This is a genomic window from Microcoleus vaginatus FACHB-2002 (assembly GCF_040004035.1).
In the GTDB taxonomy this organism is placed as follows: Bacteria; Cyanobacteriota; Cyanobacteriia; order Cyanobacteriales; family Microcoleaceae; genus Microcoleus; species Microcoleus vaginatus_C.
Genome location: NZ_JAMPLN010000002.1, coordinates 39,937 through 62,215 on the forward strand (window position 1 = coordinate 39,937; position 22,279 = coordinate 62,215).

A 22,279-nucleotide genomic window follows, 5' to 3' on the forward strand; every position below is an offset into this window, starting at 1 on the left:
AAGCAGATTTATTTGATTGATCGAGTCACCGCGACGATTTGACGCAGTTTAAAGAGGCGCTTAGAATTGGAAGGATATAGAGAAACAGGGATTTTTAAGAATTTGTTGAGGGATTTGTAACGATGAGTGAGTTTAAACAAGAGTTAGGGGAAATGTCGCGGGAAAAGCGACTTTATACTTTAGAAACTCTGCCAAGGCATTTAGTAGAGAGTGGGCAAGGGGAAAAGCTGTACCAGTTGTTAACGGATTTCGATTTTATGGAGGCGAAACTGGATGAGTTGGGACTTCAAGCGTTAATTGAGGATTATGATTTAGCGATAGATTCTCAATTGTTGGATGGGCCGGAGCAAAGTCAAACTTATCTCTACTGGATTCAACAGGTACTTCACATGTCAGCGCCAATTTTGGAAAGGGATAAAACGCAATTAGCAGGTCAATTATGGGGGAGATTGCTTGCTTTTGAAAAGCCTGAGTTTCAGAGGATGTTGGAACAAGCCAAGCAGTCGAAAAATAGTCCTTGGCTGCGACCTTTGAGGTGGAATTTAATAGTGGGGCCATGTTGGCGTAACCTCGCCGGCCATTATTTCGGGGTACAAGCAGTGGCGATCGCACCCGACGGCAAACGAGCAATTTCGGCTTCATCGGATAAAACCCTTAAAATCTGGGACACAAACACTGGCATAGAACTGAGAACTCTCACCGGTCATACTGGCCCGGTAAGGGGAGTCGCGATCGCACCGGATTGCAACAGAGCGATTTCGGCTTCAGACGATAACACCCTAAAAATCTGGGACATCGAGACAGGTACAGAACTTCAAACCCTCACCGGTCATACCAACTCGGTAAGGGGAGTTGCGATCGCGCCCGACGGCCTGACAGCGATTTCGGCTTCAGACGATAACACCCTAAAAATCTGGGACTTGGCCAGTGCCAGCGAACTGAGAACGCTCACCGGTCATACTAACTCGGTAAGGCAAGTCGCGATCGCACCCGACGGTCTGACAGCAATTTCGGCTTCAGACGATAACACCCTAAAAGTCTGGAATTTGCTCAGCGGAACCGAACTGAGAACTCTCACCGATACTGGCTATGTATATGCAGTGGCGATGGCGCCCGACGGCTTCATAGCGATTTCGGTTCCACAACTTAACACGCTGAAAATTTGGGACACAGACAGCAGCAGGGAACTTCAAACCCTCACCGAGGATTTTAGCTTTGTACAGGCACTCGCGATCGCACCCGACGGCAAACGAGTAATTTCGGCTTCATCGGATAAGACCCTAAGAATCTGGGATCTGGCTAGCGGCAAAGAAATTGCTAGTTTCACCGGAGATAATTGGTTTGATTGCTGTGCGATCGCGCCTGATGGGGTGACAGTGGTAGCGGGGGGTCTACCGGGCACCGTGCATTTCCTGCGATTGGAGGGAGTTAGCGGCGGGGGATAGGAGTTTTAAGTGCGATGGAATTGGCGGGCGATCGAAAAAGTTCGGTTCATCGGGGCGATCGAGTCTTCAACCCGCTCTCGTCGGGTAAAGTTTCGTCTAGACGGGGTTTCAACCGCCGAGTCCTATATTTATTCGCTACTTCAAACAGCGAATTGCCTCTAACATTCCCCTGGCTTTATTCAGCGTTTCTTCGTACTCCATATCCGGGTTAGAATCAGCCACCAAACCAGCACCTGCTTGCACAGAAACCGAATGTTTGTCACCACCTAAAGAACGAACAACCATAGTCCGAATGGCGATCGCACTATTCAATTGCCCCTCAAAATCATAATACCCGTAAACCCCAGAATACGGCCCCCGGCGGCAACCTTCCAACTCGTGCACAATCTCCATCGCCCGAATCTTCGGAGCACCGCTAACCGTACCCGCAGGAAAACCAGCTTTCAACAAATCCCAAGCAGTCTTATCCTCAGCCAATTCTCCCACCACATTGCTCACAATGTGCATGACGTGAGAATAACGCTCAATTTCCATTAACTCGTCAACTTTTACAGTACCGTTTCGGCAAACTCTTCCTAAATCGTTCCTGCCCAAATCAACTAACATGACGTGTTCCGCAATTTCCTTCGGATCTTGCAGCAATTCAGCAGCCAAAGCATCATCTTCGTGAGGAGTTTTACCCCGGCGGCGAGTGCCGGCAATCGGTCGCAAAGTTGCAATCTTTTTGCCATCAGCAGTATTTTCCGCCTTCACCATAATTTCGGGACTCGAACCGATAATCTGCCAATCTCCGAAATGAAAATAAGCCATGTACGGAGAAGGATTTATGAGACGCAAAGATCGGTAAAGTGCAAAAGAATCGCCGCTGTATTCAGCCTCCAGTCGCTGCGAAATAACTACTTGAAAAATATCTCCGGCTTTGATATAATCCTTAGCCTTTAAGACATTGGCACAATACTTTTCACGGGTAATATTGCTAGTGTAAGCCAATTCTGTATTTCCGGTTGTGGAACGGGCATCTTGCCCGTTATTGGGAGGTGTCCATTCTATGAGAGTAGATTGCCGGGAAAGTGGCGATTGCAGCTTCTGAACTAACCGAGATACCCGATCGCACGCTTGCTGATAAGCATCGGCCAAATCAACCCCAACCTCCCGCAAATCCGCATAGGCGACGGCCCAAATTTTCCGCTTCACCTGGTCGAAAATCAGCAAATTATCCACCTGCATCCACAATCCATCCGGCAAATCATTCTCGCTTGCTGGATGCACGGGAACTCGCGGTTCTATCCACTTAATTAACTCGTAACCCCAAAAACCAAATAACCCGCCAATTCCCGGCGGCAACTGCGGCAATTTCACCGGTTGATAAGACTCCAAACATTCAGTTAAAGCTACAAACGGATCGCCCGTAAATACTTTTTCGGAACCGTCACGGTAAACTTGAGTTGTGCGAGATCCCCTTGCCTCCAAAATCCACAACGGATCGCACCCTAAGAAACTATAACGCCCAAGTTTTTCCCCACCTTCCACCGACTCCAGCAGAAAACTGTAAGGTTGACCGGCACAAACCCGATACCACGCAGACACCGGCGTATCCAAATCAGCAACCCATTCTTGATACACGGGTACAAAATTGCCTTGTTTCGCCAGTTCCGAAAATTGTGAGAAATCGGGAAATATCATATATATCAGAAGGAAGAAGGAAGAGGGAAGAAGGAAGAAGGAAGAGGGAAGAAGGAAGAAGGAAGAGGGAAAATGCAATCCTGGCAATAATTTCAGCGATTAAAAGCGTCCTAACCGTCTTGGGATCAATAAACAAAAGACGGAAAGCAACAGCCATGAGGCTGCTGGTACTCGCCAACTGCCATCACCGCCATCGGTTTGAGCGCGCGCAGCCCCTCTTGCAAACACCAGCGAAACAAACTTGCGTAACGCACCGGCAAGTGGAAAGAAACCTGTGCTTCGGAGTTCGACGCGGCCGCCCCCAACAGTAAAGCCTGCATATCTGCTTCAGTTTCTGCGACGCTGTGGCTCAAAGCCGACACCGCACAAGTATAAGCCACAATCCGACCTTGTTTACAAGCAACCCAAGGAGAAAAGAAATTCAGGGCGTACTCAATATCGCTAGTTCGATCGCACCTGTATAATTTCTTGCACAAAGCCACACATTCACCAACATCCTCACTAGCCATCGGCCGCACCTCAAACCCATAGTGTGGCTGGCTGCGAAACTTTCCTTCCATTAACACGAAAGGTTCCTTCACCTCAAAACCCAAAGAAGCGTACAGCGACAGCGACGCCATATTAAAAGATTCCTGAACCAAACGGATACCCACAGCGTCCTGTCCGCGTTCCAGCAAAGCTTTCATGATTTCCCGCCCCGTGCCGCGGCCTTGAAAAGTTCGATCGACACTGACGGGCCCGATACCACGAATCGGGCTGCGTTCGTCCATAAACCCGCAGCCGACAACCGTACCGGAGCTCTCGGCTACTATGCCAAAAAACAACGGACTTTCGATTAGCAAGCCCGTTATTTCGGTTGCAAACTCCAGCGTCGGAAAATCTGTAGGGAATTGATGGCGATCGGAAATATCTTTAAAAGCTTCATAAGTAATGCCAGCGCAAACATCGATATCAGAAGGCTGCGCTCGCCTGATTACGACATTCATTTTTAATTTAACTATTAACTTTTAATAAGATTAGAAGTTTGCAGTAGTATTTTGGCGCTGCGGGCTTAGCCTCCCGCGCCAGAATACTACTGCAAAAACAAGTTTACAAGCTGAGCCGTCCGAGGCAATATTACCTATGTTTTGCTCAGCCATGCAGTTATCGTCTAAGGATCGAAAGTCTTCTTACCTGTGAACTTCAGCTTAGCCGGATTTGGATTGCTGCCAATATTGCGGTCAATCTTACCGTTGTAGGGACGACCTTCGTTCACCTTCTCAGGGAACACGCCATCCTTGGGATGGAGGTACTCAGTAGTACCGTCGGGAAACACGCGGTAAATTTTGTAGTTCGTGATTTTGAATTTGGCCCGCAGTTGCTGGCCGCCCAAAGCGATGCACTGCTCCTTCCGGGGCAGATGCAGCAAGTTGTCGCCTTGACGCATAATCGCAGCGCCACCAGTAGGCATTTCAAACACCTGCTCCTTGGGGCTAGTCCAAGTGATAGCGTACTTCTCTTCAACTAGCGCCTTGGTCAGCAAGCCGCCGGTGCTGCCGCCGAAGATTGGGGGTTGTCCAGTAAGTTGTTCGGCCATAGATATATCCAAAGGATTTTTACGGCATCGTATCATCGAGACTGCACGCTGTTCTCGAAATTGTAAGGAAAATTAACAGTTTTTTTGCGATCGATCTCTTCTGATAATTGATAATTAGTAATTAATAAGTGATAATTGGTAATTTCCACCAAAGTTAGAAAACAAAATTAGGCAGCACGAATTACGAAAAAATAATCAAAAAAAAACAGGAATTATTCTGGTGCTTGTGGGGCACCAGAATAATCGCAAATTCCCCCAATTTACCCCCACACACGATCGAACAATTTACCCCGTCAACCCTAAGTCAAGAACCAATTAGGGTCATAGCCGCGGGGAATTTGGCTCAAAGCAGTCCAAGTTTCTTGATTGACAATCCCGTCGGCCTGAATCCCAAAGCTTTTTTGAAATGCGCGAACAGCTTTGTCCGTCAAAGTAGCAAAGTCGCCGTCAATTTTACCGCCATAATGCTGGGAAACTTTGAGAACTTCCTGAACAGTAGCGACTGCTTCCCCAGAACTGCCGAATTTGAGTACCGGCATATTAACTGGAGCAGCAGTATAAAGCGCCTGCCAAGTGAGCGGCCCGACAATACCGTCCGGCGACAAGAAAACCCGAAACTGAAACAGTTTCACAGAAAATTCAACTGCTTTGTTAAAAATTCCTTTAGCAGGATGCCGATAAAGTTGCAACTTGGTTAGCAGTTGTTCGAGTTCCAATACCGCTTTACCTTGAGAACCTAATTGTAGCTGTGGCTTTTTGGCCATAGGTTGAGTAGATTTCATCTGGGTTGTAGGTGACATAATCGATTTTCCTAACCTCTAGGTTTGAGTATTCTTATGGAAAAAAAGTTTTTCCGGGCGAAATATTTGCATTCTCAACTTTTCACGAATCAACACTGGCGTCGGCAGTGCCTCAACAGATTCGATCAACTTTTACCATCTTGCGACTTGTGGACAGGAGACTTATACCATTTTAGATTTTAGATTTTAGATTCGGCATAACTGATTACTATCGGGGTTTGCAGCTTACCTACAGTTGGATTCTTTTTTTAAACTGATATTAATTTTCGGCAGCCTCCCTAGGTATTCTGTCGCCAAATCGGGTTTAAGACGGCAAGCGCATCCTGAATCTGCTGTGATACTTGTGATTTTAAAGCTGAACACCGCGTGGCCACATCACCTTTAAGGCTGATCTTACAGGGTGAGGATTGAGGGTGAGAGAGGATGTAGCAGCGGAGGCTGGTTCTGCAGTGAAAACTTTTCTGGGCTATCGTGTCTCGGTTGATCAATTAACTCGATCGATACTTGCGTGATCTGACGCTCACCAACCCGTTTTTTTAACTTTGTGCCAGGACTTTAAGCAAGTATTTTCGTTACCTGAAAAAACCGGAAATAATCCACACGATTTTGATTCGCATTGCTGACAGCGGACTGGAAATGCCGGAATCATATCAATCCCGGTAGCATCGGAATTGTATAATCCAGTCAACAGCGAATCCCCTGATCGAAGCCGAAGGGTCAACAATTCCCGATCGTGCAACCGAAATCGCTCTAATTCATCTGCGTTAATCTGTGTTAATCTGCCCTCATCTGCGGTTAAAAAAAGAGAATGTATAAACCGCAGATGACAAGGGATTGACGCGGATTCACGCATATCAAGAGAAGAGAGATAGGAAGAATTCCGATACTAACAGATTTGATATCAGTCAGAAAAAAAATGTTTACAACTAAAGCAGAAGGCAAAGGTACGGGATTGGGACTGTCTATTAGCTATCAGATAGTAACTCAAAAACATTGGGGAACTTGGAAATGTTTGTCATCGATAGAAGGTGGAACAGAGTTGGTGATCGGTATTCCAATGTAGGAGAGACTGAGGGGTAGTTTGCAGTCATAAGTGATTAGTCATTAGTGATTAGTCATGAGTTAACAGTTGTCAATTGATTCTCAACAGTGGGAATAGTAAAGTGAAATTCACTTCCTCGGTCTTTTCCTGCGGAATCTACCCAAATTTTCCCGCCCCAGCCAGCAACAATCTGTTTGCAAATTGCCAATCCCAAACCGGTACCGCCGGCGCTGCGGCGCAAAGCTCCTTCTTCTTGATAAAATCGATCGAACACTACTTTTAAACTGTTCGCCTCTATTCCCCTCCCCGTATCGGCTACGAGCACTTCCACCATCCGAGAACCGTTGCATTTCGCTCGCACTGTCACGCTTCCTTGAGGTGTGGTGAATTTGCAAGCGTTGTCTAACAGTTTGGAGAGCACCTCCACCAACCACTCTCCGTCAGCTTGTACTAAAGGCAAATCTGCGGACACTTCGGCGATAATTTCCGGTAACTCTCGATCGACCGTGCGCGATCGCACGCTGCTGAGGGCTAAATCAACGCATTCTTGCAGCGTCAGCGATTCTACATTCCATTGGACTCGCCCGCTTTCTAAGTGAGAAAGAGTTAAGAAATCCTGCACGAGTTTCCGCATTCTATCGGCATCGCCGAGGGCAGTTTCTAACATGATTTGCCGCAATTCTGCCGGCATATCTGGTTCGGAGTTCAAACTTTCCAAACAAACTTGAATCGTAGAAAGAGGGGTGCGGAGTTCGTGTCCGGTGATGGCAATTAGATTGCTGCGAGTGCGGTCTAATGCTTCTAATTGTTGGTTGAGTTCTTCTAAATGAGCGTAGGTTTCTGCTTGAATTAAGGCGGCTCCGAGTTGGGTGGCGATCGCCTCTACTAAAGCAATTTCGTCTTCTTCCCAAGGTAAAACCGATCGGCACTGGTGCATTTCCACCATGCCCAAAACCCGCCCCTGATAAAGCACTGGCACCATTAACCAAGAGACAATTTGCCAATTTTTTACAGTTTTTCCCAGGAATTTTGTATTGGCAATCAGGGGGTGTTGTGCTGTGTCTTGGATGTAAACTCGCTCTTGCCGCGCCACCGCGTCGCTCCATATTTGATTTTCCTGCAACAGCCAAGTCTGATCCAGCATGGAACTAGCGCCGGGTCCCAAAAACTCGCGATCGATTTTGACCGCCACATCTGTGGCCTTGCACCGATAAATCAAACATCGGCTTGCCGACAGGGCAGTGCCCAGTTCTTGGACTGCAACTTCGACGATTTCTTGCGGGTTGAGAGACTGCCGCATTGCCGTGGTAATTAAGTTTACCAGGCGTTCTTTGCGTTCCTGAGCGGCGATCGCGCTGTATGCTTTGAGCAGTTTGTGCTGGCCTGCTTGCAAGTAGGTGACTAAGCGTTCGGTAAAAGCATCGCTCAATTTGGGATTGGGAATTTTTGAGTTTTTTCCCGTACTTATGTCGGGTTTGGTGGCTTTGGAAGTGGCGGATTTCCTGGTTTTTTTCGCTGTTTTGACTAGCTTGTAAGCAGTTCGCGCTCGATCGATCTTTTCGGTCAATTCCGGGCGATAATTGACAATTCTATCGAGCAACAATGCGGCAGCTTTGGAGCTTACCTCGCGATCGAACGTCCAAATTCCTTCAAATCTGCGAGCTTGATCCATCAACTGTGGCCCGCGATCGTCTTGGTTGTCGATCGGCACAATTTTTTCTTGACAAATCAGACAAGTTGAGTAGTTTTGCCCCAGCACCACTAAGTGCCACTCTTGACTTAATCCGTCCTCCGGTGCAAACGCCACAGTTTCGTGACACTCCGAAGCATTTTTAAAGTCAGTTTCCGGTGCTGCCAGCACGTATACCTGAGACGAGCGTGAGGCAATTCGCCGGTAGCGGTGAGCTTCCTGGCGGTAGAAGCGCTCTCGCTGAAAGCTTGCAATGACTAGCGGTTCCTCGTCGGAACCCGCCAAAACTAAGTCTTCCATCGCGTGAGACAGGGCTGTCATGGAAGATTTGAAATAAATTTGTGCCCGCAGTTGGGGCAAAGCTTGCAGAAGTTCTGCCAGTAGCGAAATAGGGACGATCATCTAGCCTTAAACGTGCATTTTTGCCGATGACAAAACAGGATCGATAGGAGGTTTAGAGCGATCCCTTTTCAGTATCTGATACATTTATGCTTCATAACACGACTGTTTAAGTCATATCATGCTAGGCATATCATTTAGACGAATCTAAGCAGAGGTATGCCTCCAAGACCTTGAGTTCATCCCAAAGTCACCTGTTTTTACCTCTAGATTTTGACGCCAACTCATCTATTCAGGCTTGGATTCGGGCGTTAGGACTCCCACCATTCAGACTTGTTAGGCACCGCTTGCGGATCACTTGCATTATAGCTGGTAAAAGTATAGTCGTTTATGACCTGGCATGGGAGGCATTAAGTCCCTCCCCTTTCACTTTTACTTTGAGCGGATTGACCCGCCTCGGCTGAACTACGCAGCTCTCTATCCCATCGCTAAACGCATTTGGGATTGCTTTTCTGAGGATATTATAAGAAGCATTAACATCAGAGTTAATTGATTGACCGACCGATGTCTTGTACAAACCTCTCTTGATTCGCTTACCGCTAAATGTGACATCATCAGCGCCAGTATGCCCGTACACAGGAATCGGGTCTAGATTCAGGAAATTCGACCTAGATGTGTAAGATTCTTCTTGTACGATTACCTTCATCCCAACCAATCTAGCTTTATATTCTATCATTTCAATCAGTCGAGCATGAGGAATACCGACGAAATTTTGGTTGGTTTGCTTCCCTAAATCAATCTCGGTTTTCCAGTGTGCATTCTTGCCAATTACTAGCGTCCCAATTTGTTTGGCGACCAAGATACCGATTATTAGCCGACTGGCGTGATGCAAGTAATTATCGACTTTTTGATTGCGACAGCGAGTTAAGCGCTGAATGCGGGGTGAACTCTTGCGACTTCCTTTTAACTGAGATTGTAAGTGTGAAGAGCGTTTGTTGTAGAACTGGTTAATCGATTTTAATGGTCGCCCGTTAATCAACAGAGGGATGAAACCCGGCTGATTTGAAGTTAACGCCACTAAATTATTCAGTCCTAAATCAATACTAGCTGCCAAAATATCGTTACTGAGGGTGGACTCCGGCTCATTATAAATCACCTCAATCACATACGAATCACATTGGGGAACCAGCCTTACTTGGCAAATTCGAGCGGGATTTACTTTGGTCTTTATCAAGATTTCTGTACCCGAAAGCTTGATAATTCCTTTTTTCAATTGCTTGCTGCTAATTGCCTGAACCGTATAGATAAGAATATTACGACCCCTAACTTTATCCTTATATTTCGGTAGCTTCGGACGACCAGTGAATTGAGAGGAATCAATTTTGTAAGCTTTGACTGCTTCAAAAAACGATTTCCAATTTTTGTCCAATACCATCAAGATTTGTTGACTAACCTTGGCGGGCATTGCCTTGTATGCTTGATGAGATTTCATCAAACGGTTCATCTCGTTGTAGTTGATGTAACCCCATCCATAAGTAAAACTCTGACGAATGACGTAGTTAGCGGCATTGTAGAGATTCTTGGATTTAAAGGCTAATTCATCAATCTGGGCGAAACGATGTCCCGTAGATTTAATGATGTGCCTCTCTGCTAGTTGCATTTAAGGTTTCCATCTTTTAAGTCATGTGTTTTTTACTCGACTACTCTGAGAGTATGATACTACTATTGTTGATTAATGCTTACAAACTTAATGAAGTTTCACAATACTATTCTTGAGCTATTTGATATCAGTGCCATCTGTATTGGTTTTTGGCGAACCGATTTTTGGCGATCGATCGGGCTAATCGGCAATTAAACTTTCAAAAATCACAAATAATTGGCCGTTAGTTAAAAACTAACGGCCAATTATTTTGAGGACTTATATCCAATCTGGTTAGAGGCGGAAGGATGCCAAGGGTGCTCGGAAAATTATTATTCCGATGAAGCGCGGAAACGATTTTCACCAAAATTTATGAAGAAAAAGGGTTTCGGACACCTAGCGTGTAAGTCCTATATTTTTTTTGAGGCATCGCGCCTAAGTATAAATGCTGCGGCTGTGGTTGTCTTAGGCTAGTTCGCCCCCTTCGTCGCTGCCGCCCGGAGATGATTTGTAGAGAGCATCTAATTGTTCGCGGGCGTCTTGGACAGTCAGCGAACGCATCACTAACAGTGGCTCATTGACTATGTTTCCCTGTTCGTCTAAAAGTTCTGGATGCGGTACAGATTGAGAGCCAGGATAGGATGGGTGGCGATTATTTGCCATGAATTGTTGAGGACGCTGAGACTCCATACCTACCGTGACTAGACTGCGGATTAAGTTACCGACTGCCAGAAAGGCAAGAACGGTAAAAGCTAAAATATAAAGCAGGTGCAACATTATCTTCTCCTCCGGGCTAAACAGCCACACAGCAATTTACAAAAGTGTTTCAGCAAGTAATAACTTATTAACTGGAAATCTGTTTGAGGTTGTCAAGTGGGCCGCCACATTTCCCAAGGTTGGGGATTTGACTGCAAATTTAACTTGAACTCGCTTCCTTATTTTCCAGGGGGAACTGACTGCCATGAGCGAAAGCGTGCCGATACTTGCCAGCATTCGGCGAGCAGTCTGTGCCACGGCATCAGTGCTGTGGTTTCAATCCCAACTTGACCTCCGGTTGCTTGAAATAGAGCTTTAGCAGCGCCTACTTCTTGCTGAGCCTGTTCGACTCGCGCCAGCAAGTCAGATTGATCCTCGTCGCTGAGAAAGGGAATTTCCTCAGTTTCTAAGAGCTTTGCCGATCGGTCGAACCAGTAATTAAAATCCTCTAACAGCGGTTCCAGTAACGCTTTGAGCAATTCTGGCTCGGGCAAGTTGGAATTAAGCATGGATCAAAATTGGGTTATTTATCTATTATAGTCTTAGACCGTCTTTACAAATTGTAACATATTTTTAACAAAAATTCAATAATTTAACAACAATTAGCAGGTGGGTGGGAATAAATTTAACTGTGTCAGCAGCGATTTTTGAGTCGAAATCCCCAAATTCTGCCAAATTAGTTGGCGAGCTCACGGATGGTTAGAACCGGGTTTTTTCAAGCAATACTTTAAAAAACCCGGTTTCTGAGAGTCGGAGTGCGTCCCGCACTAAACGTGGCAACCATCAGGGCCGTTGTTGTAATTTCCCGGAGTGTCCCCCAGCCGGAAGTCGGCGCTTGCTGTCCCAATCTGAGTAAGATAGAAGCAACTGCAACTAAATTAATTGCTAATTCAGCCGATGTCTAGCTCACAATCCATGTCCCCTCCAGAAGAGTCCGTTAAGATTGAGTTGCCCCGCACGAGTGAGTCGGAGGCACTAAAAAAAATTCGCCACACCACCTCCCACGTTATGGCGATGGCGGTGCAGAAGTTATTTCCCAAGGCGCAAGTAACCATTGGCCCTTGGATTGAAAACGGTTTCTATTATGACTTTGACACTCCCGAACCTTTTACGGAACAGGATTTAAAAGCCATTAAAAAAGAGATGATCAAAATCATCAACCGTAAATTGCCTGTAATTCGGGAAGAAGTCAGCCGCGAGGAAGCGGAACGCAGAATTAAGGAGATTAATGAACCTTACAAATTAGAAATTTTAGAAGGTTTGAGCGAACCGATTACTCTTTACCATGTGGGCGAGGAATGGTGGGATTTGTGCGCCGGGCCTCACTTAGAAAATACCAGTGAGTTGAATCCAAAGGCGATCGAGCTAGAAAGCCTAGCAGGCGCGTACTGGCGCGGCGACGAAACTAAAGCTCAGTTACAGCGCATTTACGGCACTGCTTGGGAAACTCCCGAACAATTAGCAGCATACAAACACCGCAAAGAAGAAGCATTAAGGCGCGATCACCGCAAGTTAGGCAAAGAGTTAGGCTTATTTATTTTTGCCGATGCGGTGGGCCCCGGTTTGCCTTTGTGGACGCCGAAAGGCACTGTTTTGAGAAGTATTTTAGAAGATTACTTGAAACAAGAACAAATCAAGCGCGGCTATTTGCAAGTTGTGACTCCGCACATTGCCAGAGTGGATTTGTTTAAAATTTCCGGTCATTGGCAGAAATACAAAGAAGATATGTTTCCGCTGATGGCGGAGGATGAGGAAGCGGCAGCAAACGAACAGGGTTTTGTCATGAAACCGATGAACTGCCCTTTTCACATTCAAATTTACAAAAGCGAATTGCGTTCCTATCGCGAATTGCCGATGCGCTTAGCGGAATTCGGCACAGTTTACCGCTACGAACAATCAGGAGAATTGGGCGGTTTAACACGGGTGCGCGGCTTTACGGTGGATGATTCCCACTTATTTGTCACGCCGGAACAGTTGGATGCAGAATTCTTGAATGTGGTGGATTTGATTCTGTCAGTATTCAAGAGTCTCCAACTGAAAAACTTTAAAGCGCGTTTGAGTTTCCGCGATCCGAACAATTTAGAGAAATACATCGGTTCCGATGAAGCTTGGGAAAAGGCTCAAGGTGCAATCCGCCGCGCGGTGGAAACTTTGGGAATGAATTATTTTGAGGGAATTGGGGAAGCGGCTTTTTACGGGCCGAAACTCGATTTCATTTTCCAAGATGTCTTGGATAGAGAATGGCAATTAGGAACTGTTCAGGTAGATTACAATTTGCCAGAACGTTTTGATTTGGAATACGTTGCTGAAGACGGCACTCGCAAGCGTCCGGTGATGATTCACCGCGCTCCTTTCGGTTCTTTGGAACGCTTGATCGGGATTTTGATCGAGCAGTATGCGGGGGATTTTCCGCTGTGGTTAGCGCCGATTCAGGTGCGGTTGTTGCCTGTCAGCGCCGAGTTTTTGCCGTTTGCGAAGGAAGTGGCAGCGAAGATGAAGGCGCTCAATATTCGCGCTGAAGCTGATGAGGATAGCGAGCGTTTGGGCAAGTTGATTCGCAATGCTGAGAAGGATAAAATTCCGGTGATGGGTGTTGTGGGTGCGAAGGAAGTTGAGGCGAATAGTTTGAATATTCGGACTCGGGCTTCTGGGGAGTTGGGGGCGATTTCGGTTGATGAAGTGATTGGGAGGTTGCAGCGGGCTATTAGTAGTTACGGCGATTTTTAAGCGATTTTAATCGCAGATTTTAGAACGGGCGAGACGCCCGTTCCACGATTCACTTAATGGGCGTCTCTCCCTTCCACGATTCACTTAACGGGCGAGACGCCCGTTCCACAATTAATACAAATGATAAGCGGTTGTGCATTTAATTTTCACAATCTTCTCCGTTGCCTTTGCGCGCGGGTGATGCGGAACCAATTGTAGATTTACAAGCGTTAGTCAATGGGGTTTACGATCGCCCCGCCAAGGACTTTAGAATAGATTATATCGCCGTATCAGTTCCCCCGCTGTCGGAAACTTAAGCTGCTGGGGCGGATGTTTTGTTGGAGGAGAGGGGCTCGATCGGATGATAGAGGGAGGTTTAAGTGCGATCGCCCCCATATAAATTGCTGAGATATAATTAGATGGCGTAGAGTGGCAATAGAAAGTAATGGCAGATATTCAAATCAGCGTCGAAGGACAAGATGCAGTTGCTGCTAAAGATGAACTGTTTGCGATTTCTGGCTTGTCGGGAAATTGGGAAACAACCGGGGATGATGAAAAAGAGGGAACTTTAATAATCATCCGCTTACGATCCAGAGACAATTCCAGAAGTAGGAGAACTAGATGAGCTACAAATCTTTCTAGGATAAAAAAACAATCTGGGTGTGGACAGCAGTAGATTACTTTAGACCAGGCATTCTAGGATGGGTATTAGGAGACCCAGCGTCCTAAAACGTTTGAACCTTTGTGGGATGTAGTTAGTAGATGGGGATGCTATTTTTATGTGACGGATGGTTGCAAAGTTTATGCAATGTTTATTCCAGAGAGAAACCAAATTCTGTGCCCAACTTACATGACTTGCGGTTGAAGGTGAAAACACAAGATTAAGACACTATCTGGCTCGCTTCAAACGAAAGACTTTTTGTTATTCTGGCAGCCGAACAAATGCTCAGATATCCCATTAAACTACTTATTCATTATCTCACGTTTAATGATGTTCGCCTTCCCTATTCAATTAATTATTTCGAGCGAGCATTAGTCACCGCACGCGATTGCTAAACCATACCCCAATTCAGCAACGCCGGGATTGGTTTGTGTGGACGGTGTAGGGTACTGGGTTCTACGGCTGATGCGTTACAAATTGTTGCAAAATGATGCCGTAATGCAGTAAAGAGTGAGATAGTTGGTAGTGGTGCATTATCATGTTAAACTAATAAAATAATATCAATACTCCTGAGTATATATGAGTATCACTTGTTTAAGATGTCCTTCGGGGAAAATTATTAAATACGCTCATAGTTATGGTAAACAAGTGGTAAACAAGGATATAAATGTCAAGAATGTGGGCGACGGTATTTTGTCCATGAGTATAATTTCTCGTTAAGGCGAGTTCCGTGACCTGCAATTACTATACACTACTACCCAATTACTATGTACGACAAAAATAATCCAAATAAGCTCATGCCAGATCCAACAAGTGAAGGGAAGACTCACTTTATCTCACCACGGTTACTAAAGTTATTAAGTTACCAGACCCCTATAAGACAATTCTTTACCCAAGCGACCTATATGAGTCGCCGAACTGAGCCGGGAAGTATTGATTTTACTATCGGTGATGCCCATGAAATACCACCTCCAGGGTTTGTAGAAGCCTTACAGCGTTGGAGTGTACCGCAAAATCAAGGGTGGTATGGCTACAAGGGAAATATTCCACAATCACGGATCACTGTATCCGCTGCTCTTGAGGATAAACGCGGACTTTCTATATTGCCTGAAGATATTTTTATGACCAATGGTACTGTAGTTGGTTTGGCGATTTGTCTGCAAATGTTAGCTGGTGAGGGAGATGAGGTAATTATTTTGACTCCACCCTGGTTAGGTTATAGGAGTATGGTGCATTTTACCGGTGCCGTTCCGGTTGGTGTGCCTGTGGATACAAACACCTTTGATATGGATTTGCAGGCGATCGCATCTGCAATTACAGAACGGACTCGAGCAATCATTATCAATTCACCCCACAACCCTACAGGTAAGATTTTTTCAGCTAGTACTCTAGAGGGTTTGAGCGGTATACTTAACGAGGCTTCTAAGCACTATGGCAAGCCTATTTATATTATTTCCGATGAAACCTTCAGCCGCATTGTTTTCGACAACCAAACTTGTCCCAGCCCTACTCAGTTTTACCCATTTTCTTTCTTAGTATATGGTTATAGTAAGACTTTAATGGCACCCGGTCAACGTATAGGGTATATTGCTTTACCTCCCACTATGCCTAATCGGGAAGAAATAAGACGAATCATTGCTTTCCTACAACAAACTCCTTTTGGTTGGTGTTATCCTAGTGTGCTCATGCAGTATGCATTAGGAGACTTAGAGCAACTAAACATAAATATCGAGCATTTACAAAACAAGCGAGATGGGATGGTGAACGCACTGCGGGATATGGGTTACAACCTGTATAACCCTGATGGGACGTTCTTCCTCTTGGTGAAATCACCTTGGGATGATGACCTTGCTTTTGCCGAGTTATTAGCAAGTCAAGATATATTTGTTTTACCAGGAACTCCCCAGGAAATACCCGGTTACTTCCGAATTTCCCTTACTGCCAACGAAGAAATGATTTCGCGTTCTCTACCCAAATTCCAAGCTGCGATGGAATACGCTGTTGCTAACCCACTTGCTTCCCCCTCTTCTGTCACTAAGCGGCAGAGTATAATAGAACAAAATCTCTCAAACCAGAGCTAGGTCTATGGTTAACCCTCGCCAAGCTAATTCAACCTGGAAATTGATTGATGAGTATTGTCGCTATTACAGAAATCTGTTTTCAGAAGTCAGAAGCTTCAAAGCTTTTACACACCTTCATGCTGGTATAATTTCTGATATGGCGTTGCGGAATTGGGGTAGGGTTTAGCGATCGCGTGCGGTGACTAATGCTCGCTCGAAATAATTAATTGAATAGGGAAGGGGAACATCATTAAACTTGAGATAATGAATAAGTAGTTTAATTGGATATCTGAGCATTTGTTCGGCTGCCAGAATAACAAAAAGTCTTTCGTTTTAAGCGAGCCAGATAGTGTCTTAATCTTGTGTTTTCACCTTCAACCGCAAGCCATGTAAGTTCGGCACATAATTTGGTTTCTCTCTGGAATAAACATGGCATAAACTTTCGGGCCATCCGTCACATAAAAATAGCATCCCCATCTACTAACTACATCCCACAAAGGTTCAAACGTTTTAGGACGCTCGGTCTCCTAATACCCATCCTAGAATACCTGGTCTAAAGTAATCTACTGCTGTCCACACCCAGATTGTGTTTTTTTATCCGACAAAGGTTTGTAGCTCATCTAGTTCTCCTACTTCGGGAATTGTCTCTAGATCGTAAGCGTATGGTAGCAGCTTTCCAACTTGCTTGAGCCAATTAATTATTGTCGTGTGATGCAGGTCTTTGACTCTCTTACTCGCACGAAAACCCATCCCATTGACATATATTTTTAGGTATTGATATTTAACTTCTTGCGCGTAACACTGGTGGGTTTGATAGCAATCTCTAAATTGCCTGCCACAGTCAACACAAATATAATTTTGCTTGCCTTTATTGGCGCATTTTTATTAACATGAGTAGACTTATCTTCAGGAAATTTCATTGGCTTTGACATTAAGTTAATTGGTTTTTGTGAATCGCTCACTCGCTCTATCGTACCTCAATTCAACAACGCCAGGAAAAGATTGGGAATGTTAAAGGGAAAGCTGCTACTTTGCACCAACTAGCAGGAATTTATGCGGATCAAGGGGAAGTAGCAAAGGCGATCGCATTTTATGAACAATCTCTCGAACTTAAGGAAAAGATTGGCGATTTTCAAGGGAAAGCGGCTAGTTTCGCAATGTTAGGACAGTTGTTAGCAGATAAGAAGGGAGATTTTGACAAAGCCTTGAATTATTTACAGGAATCTTTGGACATTTTGCAGCATTTGCGATCGCCCGACGCGAAGACAGTGAGGCGAATTATTGCTGAAGTTCAGCGGATGGCTGATGGCTGAAGAAAGTTTAGCCCGATTCTCTGCTGCGCGAAACCAGCCTGCGGCAATCTGAAATCTAAAAACTCCTACACAAAACGTTACATATTTGTTACCATCGGGACGAGTCTGTCCTCAACAGTCCCTCTGTTAACCTTCTAAACTAACGACTATGAGTCAACCTCCCTCAGCAATTCCCGCCTCCGAAGAGTCCGCCGAAACCCCCACAGCGCCGACAAACAATGCACCTCCACCGAGTTATGTCAAGCTGGCGATGCGGAACATGGTTCGCAAGAGGGCGACTTCTCTGTTTCATTTTGCCTTGACAGCGATCGGACTTTTAGGCGTACTCGTCGGTTTGGCTTTTCTCGATCGCTATTTCAATTCTTAATCGGGGATTCCAACAATCAGCCTCTAATTTCTGGTGATGTTTTTGATCTTTCTTAATCGGGAGTTAAGCTGATTGTTCTGCCTGCCTGTTGCAATCTCTAACAGATTACTGTATCTTTCCAGCAACAGCAAAATCCCCTGCCGTTCGATCGCGCAATTGGAATTTGTAAAAAAATTGAATATATCATCCCTTGACAGGAGAGCAAAAAAATGTTAATTGAGGTGAACGTCGAAGACTGTTACGGGATCGCCCAGCAGTCAGCCGACGCTTCCAACCTCCCTGAGAGTGCAGCCAGCGGGGAGATTTGGGCCGAAACCTGGGAAAATTGGTTTAGCGTTTGGCTGGAAAACCAGGCGGCGGATGTGCCAGTGGCCCCGGGCTACGAAGTCAGTCTGCGTTTAACCGCCGATACGGAAATGCAAGCCCTCAACCTCCAGTACCGCCAGCTCGATCGATCGACCGATGTATTAGCTTTCGCAGCTTTAGAGGTAGACTGTCCTCAACTAGAGGAAATGCAGTCATCTGAACCTTTATACTTGGGTGATATCGTCATCTCGATCGATACAGCTAACCGACAAGCCCAGCAGCAAGGACATCCCCTGAAGACCGAACTAGCTTGGCTGGCAGCCCACGGTTTTCTACATCTTTTGGGCTGGGATCACCCGGATGAAGAAAGTCTGACTCAAATGCTCGATCGACAAGAAACATTGCTGCGGGCGATCGGTCTTACGATCCAAACAGCATAACTTAAGTTGATGGTGATTTAACAAATCATGTCAAGCCCAACATAACTTTCTGAAATTAAACCAAAACTTTAGTAAAAACTTAGAAAAGTTACCTAGACTTGATGAAGTTAATTTGAAAAGTTTAGCTTTCATTCATCTCTGTAAATTAAAGTTGGTTCTTTATGACACTAGATAGACCCTCAATTTCATCACAAATCGCACAGTTTCTGCCCATGCCTCAAGACTCTTCTAGCCAGACAGTCCACGAGCCTAAAAAAGCCTTGAAATACAACCGAGAGCTGTCCTGGAAAATCGCATCTAGCTTAGCTACGAGTTTTAGATACGCTTGGGGGGGTCTGAGTTATGCTTTTGAAACTCAGCGCAATTTTCGGATTCACACTGTTATTGGCACTTTGGCGATCGGACTCGGCCTATTTTTGCAACTGAAACCTGTAGAAATATCTGTGATCGGTGTCACCATTGGCATAGTTTTAGCCATGGAACTGTTGAATACGGCGATCGAATCCGTGGTAGACTTGACAGTCGGTCAATCTTACCACGAACTAGCCAAAATTGCCAAAGACTGCGGTGCCGGAGCCGTTCTGGTATCAGCAATGGCTGCGATCATAGTCGGTGCTGCACTTCTGCTGCCTCCTTTGTGGGCAGTCGTTCAAATTGCGATCGCCGGTCAGTAACTTATTGGACTCAGCAAATTTTAGGTTTTAGATGACCAATTTGAGATTTTTAGTTTTATTCGTCTATATTGCAGCTATTTTTATCTTCGGCATCTATCTAAAATCTTGAAACCCTTGCTTTCAGACAGCGAGTTAACCTAAAATCTAAAATCTAAAACCTAAAATCTAACTTAACCCGTGATTATAGTCATCGATAACTACGACAGTTTTACATACAATTTGGTACAGTATCTAGGAGAACTCGGTGCTGAGTTGCCCGTAGCAAGCGAAGTGCAAGTCTACCGCAACGACCAAATTTCTTTAGCAGAAATTCGCCAATTACAGCCTGCCGCCGTGGTGATTTCTCCAGGCCCGGGGCGACCGGAAGATGCGGGAATTTCTCTGGAATTAATCAAAGAGTTGGGGCCGACTCTGCCAATTTTAGGCGTGTGCCTCGGACATCAAAGTATCGGTCAAGTATTCGGCGGCAAAATTGTTTCTGCACCCCTGTTGATGCACGGCAAAACTTCTCAGGTAGAACACACAGGAGTCGGAGTTTTTCAGGGCGTGGAATCGCCGATGATTGCAACTCGCTATCACAGTTTGGTAATTGAAAAGCAGAGTTGTCCAGAAGTTTTGGAAATTACCGCTTGGGTTGAAGACGGAACTATTATGGGCGTGCGGCACCGGGAATATCCGCACATTGAAGGTGTACAGTTTCACCCGGAAAGTATTTTGACGACTGCCGGAAAGCAATTATTGCGAAATTTCTTGGAACGGCTTTAGTTGAATTTCTCTGAATTTGTAGGGTTCGCTCTTATCAATACTCCGGACAGTTTTTGGAACGATTCTACAAGCTTTACGGGGCAAGGAGCATAAAAAAGTCGAATTAAATGTAAGTCAGGGGTGGAGCTGACATTGATTTAATTATCCACACTGGCTCAAAGTCAAGCGAGCATAAGCTATTGGGCTATATAAAAACTGTCCGGACTATTGTCTTATAGCACCTTACGGTGAGAGTAAGGTACACATTTTCGCACCTGAACCGCCCCAAAAGGGATACAAGCCCCCCACTCCTGTCGTGGTGAACCCCAAATTTTAGACTCCTGTTCGAGATTCCAGATTCAATGCTGCAAGTAAATCTAAAATCTAAAATCTAAAATCTAAAATCGACTGACGGTGTTTTGTGGTATAACAACAAACGACCAACACCCGACAACCCCAACCACAAGATGAAACGGCGACAATTAATACGTTACGCACAGACGGGTTTGCTAGCAGCTTTCTTCACTGGTTTACCATCTGGATGGGAAAGCTATCAAGCTCAAACTGCTGATTCTTTGTCGGTTCAGTGGTTGGGCCACACTTGCTTCTTGTTTGCCGGAGGCGGTGCGAGGGTGCTGGTGAATCCTTTTCGCCCCCTGGGCTGTACCGCAGGCTATCGCTCTCCTAAAGTGCCAACAGATTTGATTCTGATTAGCAGTCGGTTGCTCGATGAAGGGGCGATCGACGGATTTGCGGGCAATCCCGGCCTTTTGTACGAGCCAGGGGCTTACAGGTCTAACGGGCTGCGGATTCAAGGGATTCGGACGGAAAAAGACCGTGAGGGAGGACGACGATTTGGGGTCAATGTGGCTTGGCTGTGGCAGCAAGCGGGCGTTAAGATTTTACACTTGGGCGGAGTTGCTGGCCCGATCGGCATTGAAGAGCAAATCTTGATCGGGCGGCCCGATGTAGTGCTGATTCCCGTGGGCGGCGGGCCCAAAGCTTACACTCCGGCGGAAGCGAAGCAAACTTTGCAACTTCTCAAACCAAAGATGGTGATTCCGACACATTTCAAAACCCAAGCCGCCGATCCTGCTGCGTGCGATTTAGTGCCACTAGATGAATTCTTGGCGCTGATGGATGGTACGCCGGTGCGGCGATTGAATAATGACACGATTTCGATCAAAGCTGCTGACTTACCTCAAACTGGTTCGGTGATTGAGGTTTTGAGTTACAGATTTAGCGGTTAATGCCAGATTTCTTAGGTTGCGTTATATTAAGGAAGTTTTGGTCGATCAGGGATGCAAGAGAATTTTCTCTCTACCTTAGCCTCTGGCAACCTTGCCTTTTGTCGAGATTTGGCTAACATAACAATTCATGTTCACTGTTTTATCTCCTAAGGAAATGCAAGCGCAATGAAAAATCAAAATTTACCTAGCTGGATGAAACAACTGACAGGTTTCGCAGGAATAATCGGCGCTAGCGCGTTAATCGGTTTCCCGGCTTGGGCTCACATCACCTCCAACACCAATGTTGCTAATTCAACTCAAATTTCACAAGTTGCAGGAAAAGTGAAAACCGCTGCTTCACCAGCGCCAACTTCCGCTGCTAAGGATATTGTTGCTATTGCATCGGGCGACCCTCAATTCAAGACGCTGACAAAGGCTTTGGGAGCAGCAGACTTGGTTGCCACTTTACAAAGAAAAGGCCCTTTCACTGTTTTTGCACCGACAGACGCGGCATTTGCGGCTTTGCCAGAAGGAACTGTGGAGAATTTGCTCAAACCGGAAAACAAAGCCCAACTTACTAAGATTTTAGCTTACCACGTTGTTCCTGGTTCGGTTGTATCTACTAGCCTGAAATCCGGCGATGTGAAAAGTGTTGAAGGCAGCTCGCTGAAGGTGGGAGTTAACGCAGGCAAAGTTACTGTCGGCGACGCTAAGGTTGTGACGGCTGATATCAAAGCTAGCAACGGCGTTATTCACGTAATTGACAAGGTGCTGATGCCCCCTGATGCGAAGTAAGACTAGCGGTTTTT

The 22,279-nt window shown here is 45.7% G+C and carries 21 protein-coding genes and 3 pseudogenes; 15 read left to right on the forward strand and 9 right to left on the reverse strand.

All coding sequences use genetic code 11. The annotated features are described in order from the left end of the window. The first annotated feature begins 122 nt into the window (after nt 1–122). A complete protein-coding gene (locus NDI35_RS01870; protein WP_445311254.1) occupies nt 123–1,445 on the forward strand; it encodes a WD40 repeat domain-containing protein in 1,323 nt (440 codons plus the stop codon). Between the two features lie 135 nt (nt 1,446–1,580). On the opposite strand, the gene trpE is transcribed toward NDI35_RS01870, so the two are convergent. From trpE to NDI35_RS01890, 4 genes are all read right to left on the reverse strand, one after another. Next, nucleotides 1,581–3,128: an anthranilate synthase component I gene (trpE, locus tag NDI35_RS01875; RefSeq protein WP_445311255.1), complete on the reverse strand. Its 1,548-nt coding sequence runs from the start codon at nt 3,126–3,128 to the stop codon at nt 1,581–1,583. A 125-nt stretch (nt 3,129–3,253) separates the two neighbouring features. Then, nucleotides 3,254–4,114: a GNAT family N-acetyltransferase gene (locus NDI35_RS01880; protein WP_445311256.1), complete on the reverse strand. Its 861-nt coding sequence runs from the start codon at nt 4,112–4,114 to the stop codon at nt 3,254–3,256. Between the two features lie 164 nt (nt 4,115–4,278). Further along, nucleotides 4,279–4,704, reverse strand: a complete 426-nt coding sequence (locus tag NDI35_RS01885) for a photosystem I reaction center subunit II PsaD (protein WP_333044721.1) — start codon at nt 4,702–4,704, stop codon at nt 4,279–4,281. A gap of 299 nt (nt 4,705–5,003) precedes the next feature. Further along, nucleotides 5,004–5,504, reverse strand: a complete 501-nt coding sequence (locus NDI35_RS01890; protein ID WP_445311257.1) for a peptidoglycan-binding domain-containing protein — start codon at nt 5,502–5,504, stop codon at nt 5,004–5,006. 919 nt (nt 5,505–6,423) lie between these two features. Between NDI35_RS01890 and NDI35_RS01895 the strand changes: the two are divergent. Beyond that, a pseudogene (locus tag NDI35_RS01895) lies at nt 6,424–6,567 on the forward strand (histidine kinase); the annotation flags it as partial. A 52-nt stretch (nt 6,568–6,619) separates the two neighbouring features. Here the strand turns inward: NDI35_RS01895 and NDI35_RS01900 are convergent. The 4 genes from NDI35_RS01900 to NDI35_RS01915 form a co-directional block, all read right to left on the reverse strand. Beyond that, entirely contained in the window at nt 6,620–8,638 is a 2,019-nt protein-coding gene (locus NDI35_RS01900; protein WP_445311258.1) for a DICT sensory domain-containing protein, read from the reverse strand. 325 nt (nt 8,639–8,963) lie between these two features. Further along, nucleotides 8,964–10,235 (reverse strand): RNA-guided endonuclease InsQ/TnpB family protein, encoded by a 1,272-nt coding sequence (locus tag NDI35_RS01905; protein ID WP_445311259.1) that lies wholly within the window; start codon nt 10,233–10,235, stop codon nt 8,964–8,966. 444 nt (nt 10,236–10,679) lie between these two features. Next, nucleotides 10,680–10,991, reverse strand: coding sequence for a DUF2973 domain-containing protein (locus NDI35_RS01910; protein ID WP_190662628.1), 312 nt, complete (start codon nt 10,989–10,991; stop codon nt 10,680–10,682). A gap of 158 nt (nt 10,992–11,149) precedes the next feature. Next, nucleotides 11,150–11,479 carry a DUF2605 domain-containing protein gene (locus NDI35_RS01915; RefSeq protein WP_445311260.1) on the reverse strand — a complete coding sequence of 110 codons (330 nt, stop codon included), beginning with the start codon at nt 11,477–11,479 and terminating at the stop codon, nt 11,150–11,152. Between the two features lie 264 nt (nt 11,480–11,743). On the opposite strand from NDI35_RS01915, the gene NDI35_RS01920 reads away from it, so the two are divergent. From NDI35_RS01920 to NDI35_RS01945, 6 genes and pseudogenes are all read left to right on the forward strand, one after another. Further along, nucleotides 11,744–11,875: a hypothetical protein gene (locus tag NDI35_RS01920; RefSeq protein WP_445311261.1), complete on the forward strand. Its 132-nt coding sequence runs from the start codon at nt 11,744–11,746 to the stop codon at nt 11,873–11,875. Beyond that, entirely contained in the window at nt 11,868–13,697 is a 1,830-nt protein-coding gene (thrS, locus tag NDI35_RS01925; protein WP_333331630.1) for a threonine--tRNA ligase, read from the forward strand. The genes NDI35_RS01920 and thrS overlap by 8 nt, the downstream gene beginning before the upstream one ends. 161 nt (nt 13,698–13,858) lie before the next feature. Beyond that, nucleotides 13,859–13,993, forward strand: a complete 135-nt coding sequence (locus tag NDI35_RS01930; protein WP_445311262.1) for a DUF4058 family protein — start codon at nt 13,859–13,861, stop codon at nt 13,991–13,993. A gap of 128 nt (nt 13,994–14,121) precedes the next feature. After that, complete coding sequence (locus NDI35_RS01935; protein WP_333452545.1) at nt 14,122–14,301, forward strand: hypothetical protein; 180 nt, start codon at nt 14,122–14,124, stop codon at nt 14,299–14,301. Further along, nucleotides 14,261–14,732, forward strand: a pseudogene (locus NDI35_RS01940) (IS1 family transposase); the annotation flags it as partial. The gene NDI35_RS01935 and the pseudogene NDI35_RS01940, both read left to right, overlap by 41 nt. 372 nt (nt 14,733–15,104) lie before the next feature. Continuing rightward, complete coding sequence (locus NDI35_RS01945; RefSeq protein WP_445311263.1) at nt 15,105–16,418, forward strand: aminotransferase class I/II-fold pyridoxal phosphate-dependent enzyme; 1,314 nt, start codon at nt 15,105–15,107, stop codon at nt 16,416–16,418. Between the two features lie 162 nt (nt 16,419–16,580). Here NDI35_RS01945 and NDI35_RS01950 read toward each other — a convergent pair. Beyond that, a pseudogene (locus tag NDI35_RS01950) lies at nt 16,581–17,317 on the reverse strand (IS1 family transposase). A 111-nt stretch (nt 17,318–17,428) separates the two neighbouring features. On the opposite strand from NDI35_RS01950, the gene NDI35_RS01955 reads away from it, so the two are divergent. From NDI35_RS01955 to NDI35_RS01985, 7 genes are all read left to right on the forward strand, one after another. Beyond that, the gene (locus NDI35_RS01955) at nt 17,429–17,710 is read left to right on the forward strand and encodes a tetratricopeptide repeat protein (protein ID WP_510182634.1); all 282 of its coding nucleotides are present in this window, start codon (nt 17,429–17,431) and stop codon (nt 17,708–17,710) included. Between the two features lie 148 nt (nt 17,711–17,858). Further along, the gene (locus NDI35_RS01960; protein ID WP_333240833.1) at nt 17,859–18,077 is read left to right on the forward strand and encodes a DUF3285 domain-containing protein; all 219 of its coding nucleotides are present in this window, start codon (nt 17,859–17,861) and stop codon (nt 18,075–18,077) included. Between the two features lie 209 nt (nt 18,078–18,286). Beyond that, complete coding sequence (gene ybeY / locus NDI35_RS01965) at nt 18,287–18,823, forward strand: rRNA maturation RNase YbeY (RefSeq protein ID WP_333331639.1); 537 nt, start codon at nt 18,287–18,289, stop codon at nt 18,821–18,823. A 161-nt stretch (nt 18,824–18,984) separates the two neighbouring features. Further along, the gene (locus tag NDI35_RS01970) at nt 18,985–19,497 is read left to right on the forward strand and encodes a diacylglycerol kinase (protein ID WP_445311264.1); all 513 of its coding nucleotides are present in this window, start codon (nt 18,985–18,987) and stop codon (nt 19,495–19,497) included. A 177-nt stretch (nt 19,498–19,674) separates the two neighbouring features. Beyond that, complete coding sequence (locus tag NDI35_RS01975; RefSeq protein ID WP_333079394.1) at nt 19,675–20,262, forward strand: anthranilate synthase component II; 588 nt, start codon at nt 19,675–19,677, stop codon at nt 20,260–20,262. 446 nt (nt 20,263–20,708) lie between these two features. Next, nucleotides 20,709–21,491 (forward strand): MBL fold metallo-hydrolase, encoded by a 783-nt coding sequence (locus NDI35_RS01980; protein ID WP_445311265.1) that lies wholly within the window; start codon nt 20,709–20,711, stop codon nt 21,489–21,491. A gap of 165 nt (nt 21,492–21,656) precedes the next feature. Beyond that, nucleotides 21,657–22,265, forward strand: a complete 609-nt coding sequence (locus tag NDI35_RS01985; protein WP_445311266.1) for a fasciclin domain-containing protein — start codon at nt 21,657–21,659, stop codon at nt 22,263–22,265. The last annotated feature ends 14 nt before the right edge of the window (nt 22,266–22,279 follow it).

Excerpts from the sequence above, each read along its gene's own strand:
- NDI35_RS01880 (WP_445311256.1), bottom strand. The coding sequence starts at position 4,114 with ATGAATGTCGTAATCAGGCGAGCGCAGCCTTCTGATATCGATGTTTGC.
- NDI35_RS01890 (WP_445311257.1), bottom strand. The coding sequence starts at position 5,504 with ATGTCACCTACAACCCAGATGAAATCTACTCAACCTATGGCCAAAAAG.
- thrS (WP_333331630.1), top strand. The coding sequence starts at position 11,868 with ATGTCTAGCTCACAATCCATGTCCCCTCCAGAAGAGTCCGTTAAGATT.
- NDI35_RS01870 (WP_445311254.1), top strand. The coding sequence starts at position 123 with ATGAGTGAGTTTAAACAAGAGTTAGGGGAAATGTCGCGGGAAAAGCGA.
- NDI35_RS01945 (WP_445311263.1), top strand. The coding sequence starts at position 15,105 with ATGTACGACAAAAATAATCCAAATAAGCTCATGCCAGATCCAACAAGT.
- NDI35_RS01905 (WP_445311259.1), bottom strand. The coding sequence starts at position 10,235 with ATGCAACTAGCAGAGAGGCACATCATTAAATCTACGGGACATCGTTTC.
- NDI35_RS01910 (WP_190662628.1), bottom strand. The coding sequence starts at position 10,991 with ATGTTGCACCTGCTTTATATTTTAGCTTTTACCGTTCTTGCCTTTCTG.
- trpE (WP_445311255.1), bottom strand. The coding sequence starts at position 3,128 with ATGATATTTCCCGATTTCTCACAATTTTCGGAACTGGCGAAACAAGGC.
- NDI35_RS01900 (WP_445311258.1), bottom strand. The coding sequence starts at position 8,638 with ATGATCGTCCCTATTTCGCTACTGGCAGAACTTCTGCAAGCTTTGCCC.
- NDI35_RS01985 (WP_445311266.1), top strand. The coding sequence starts at position 21,657 with ATGAAAAATCAAAATTTACCTAGCTGGATGAAACAACTGACAGGTTTC.
- NDI35_RS01915 (WP_445311260.1), bottom strand. The coding sequence starts at position 11,479 with ATGCTTAATTCCAACTTGCCCGAGCCAGAATTGCTCAAAGCGTTACTG.
- NDI35_RS01935 (WP_333452545.1), top strand. The coding sequence starts at position 14,122 with ATGGCAGATATTCAAATCAGCGTCGAAGGACAAGATGCAGTTGCTGCT.
- NDI35_RS01980 (WP_445311265.1), top strand. The coding sequence starts at position 20,709 with ATGAAACGGCGACAATTAATACGTTACGCACAGACGGGTTTGCTAGCA.
- NDI35_RS01885 (WP_333044721.1), bottom strand. The coding sequence starts at position 4,704 with ATGGCCGAACAACTTACTGGACAACCCCCAATCTTCGGCGGCAGCACC.
- ybeY (WP_333331639.1), top strand. The coding sequence starts at position 18,287 with ATGTTAATTGAGGTGAACGTCGAAGACTGTTACGGGATCGCCCAGCAG.
- NDI35_RS01970 (WP_445311264.1), top strand. The coding sequence starts at position 18,985 with ATGACACTAGATAGACCCTCAATTTCATCACAAATCGCACAGTTTCTG.
- NDI35_RS01960 (WP_333240833.1), top strand. The coding sequence starts at position 17,859 with ATGAGTCAACCTCCCTCAGCAATTCCCGCCTCCGAAGAGTCCGCCGAA.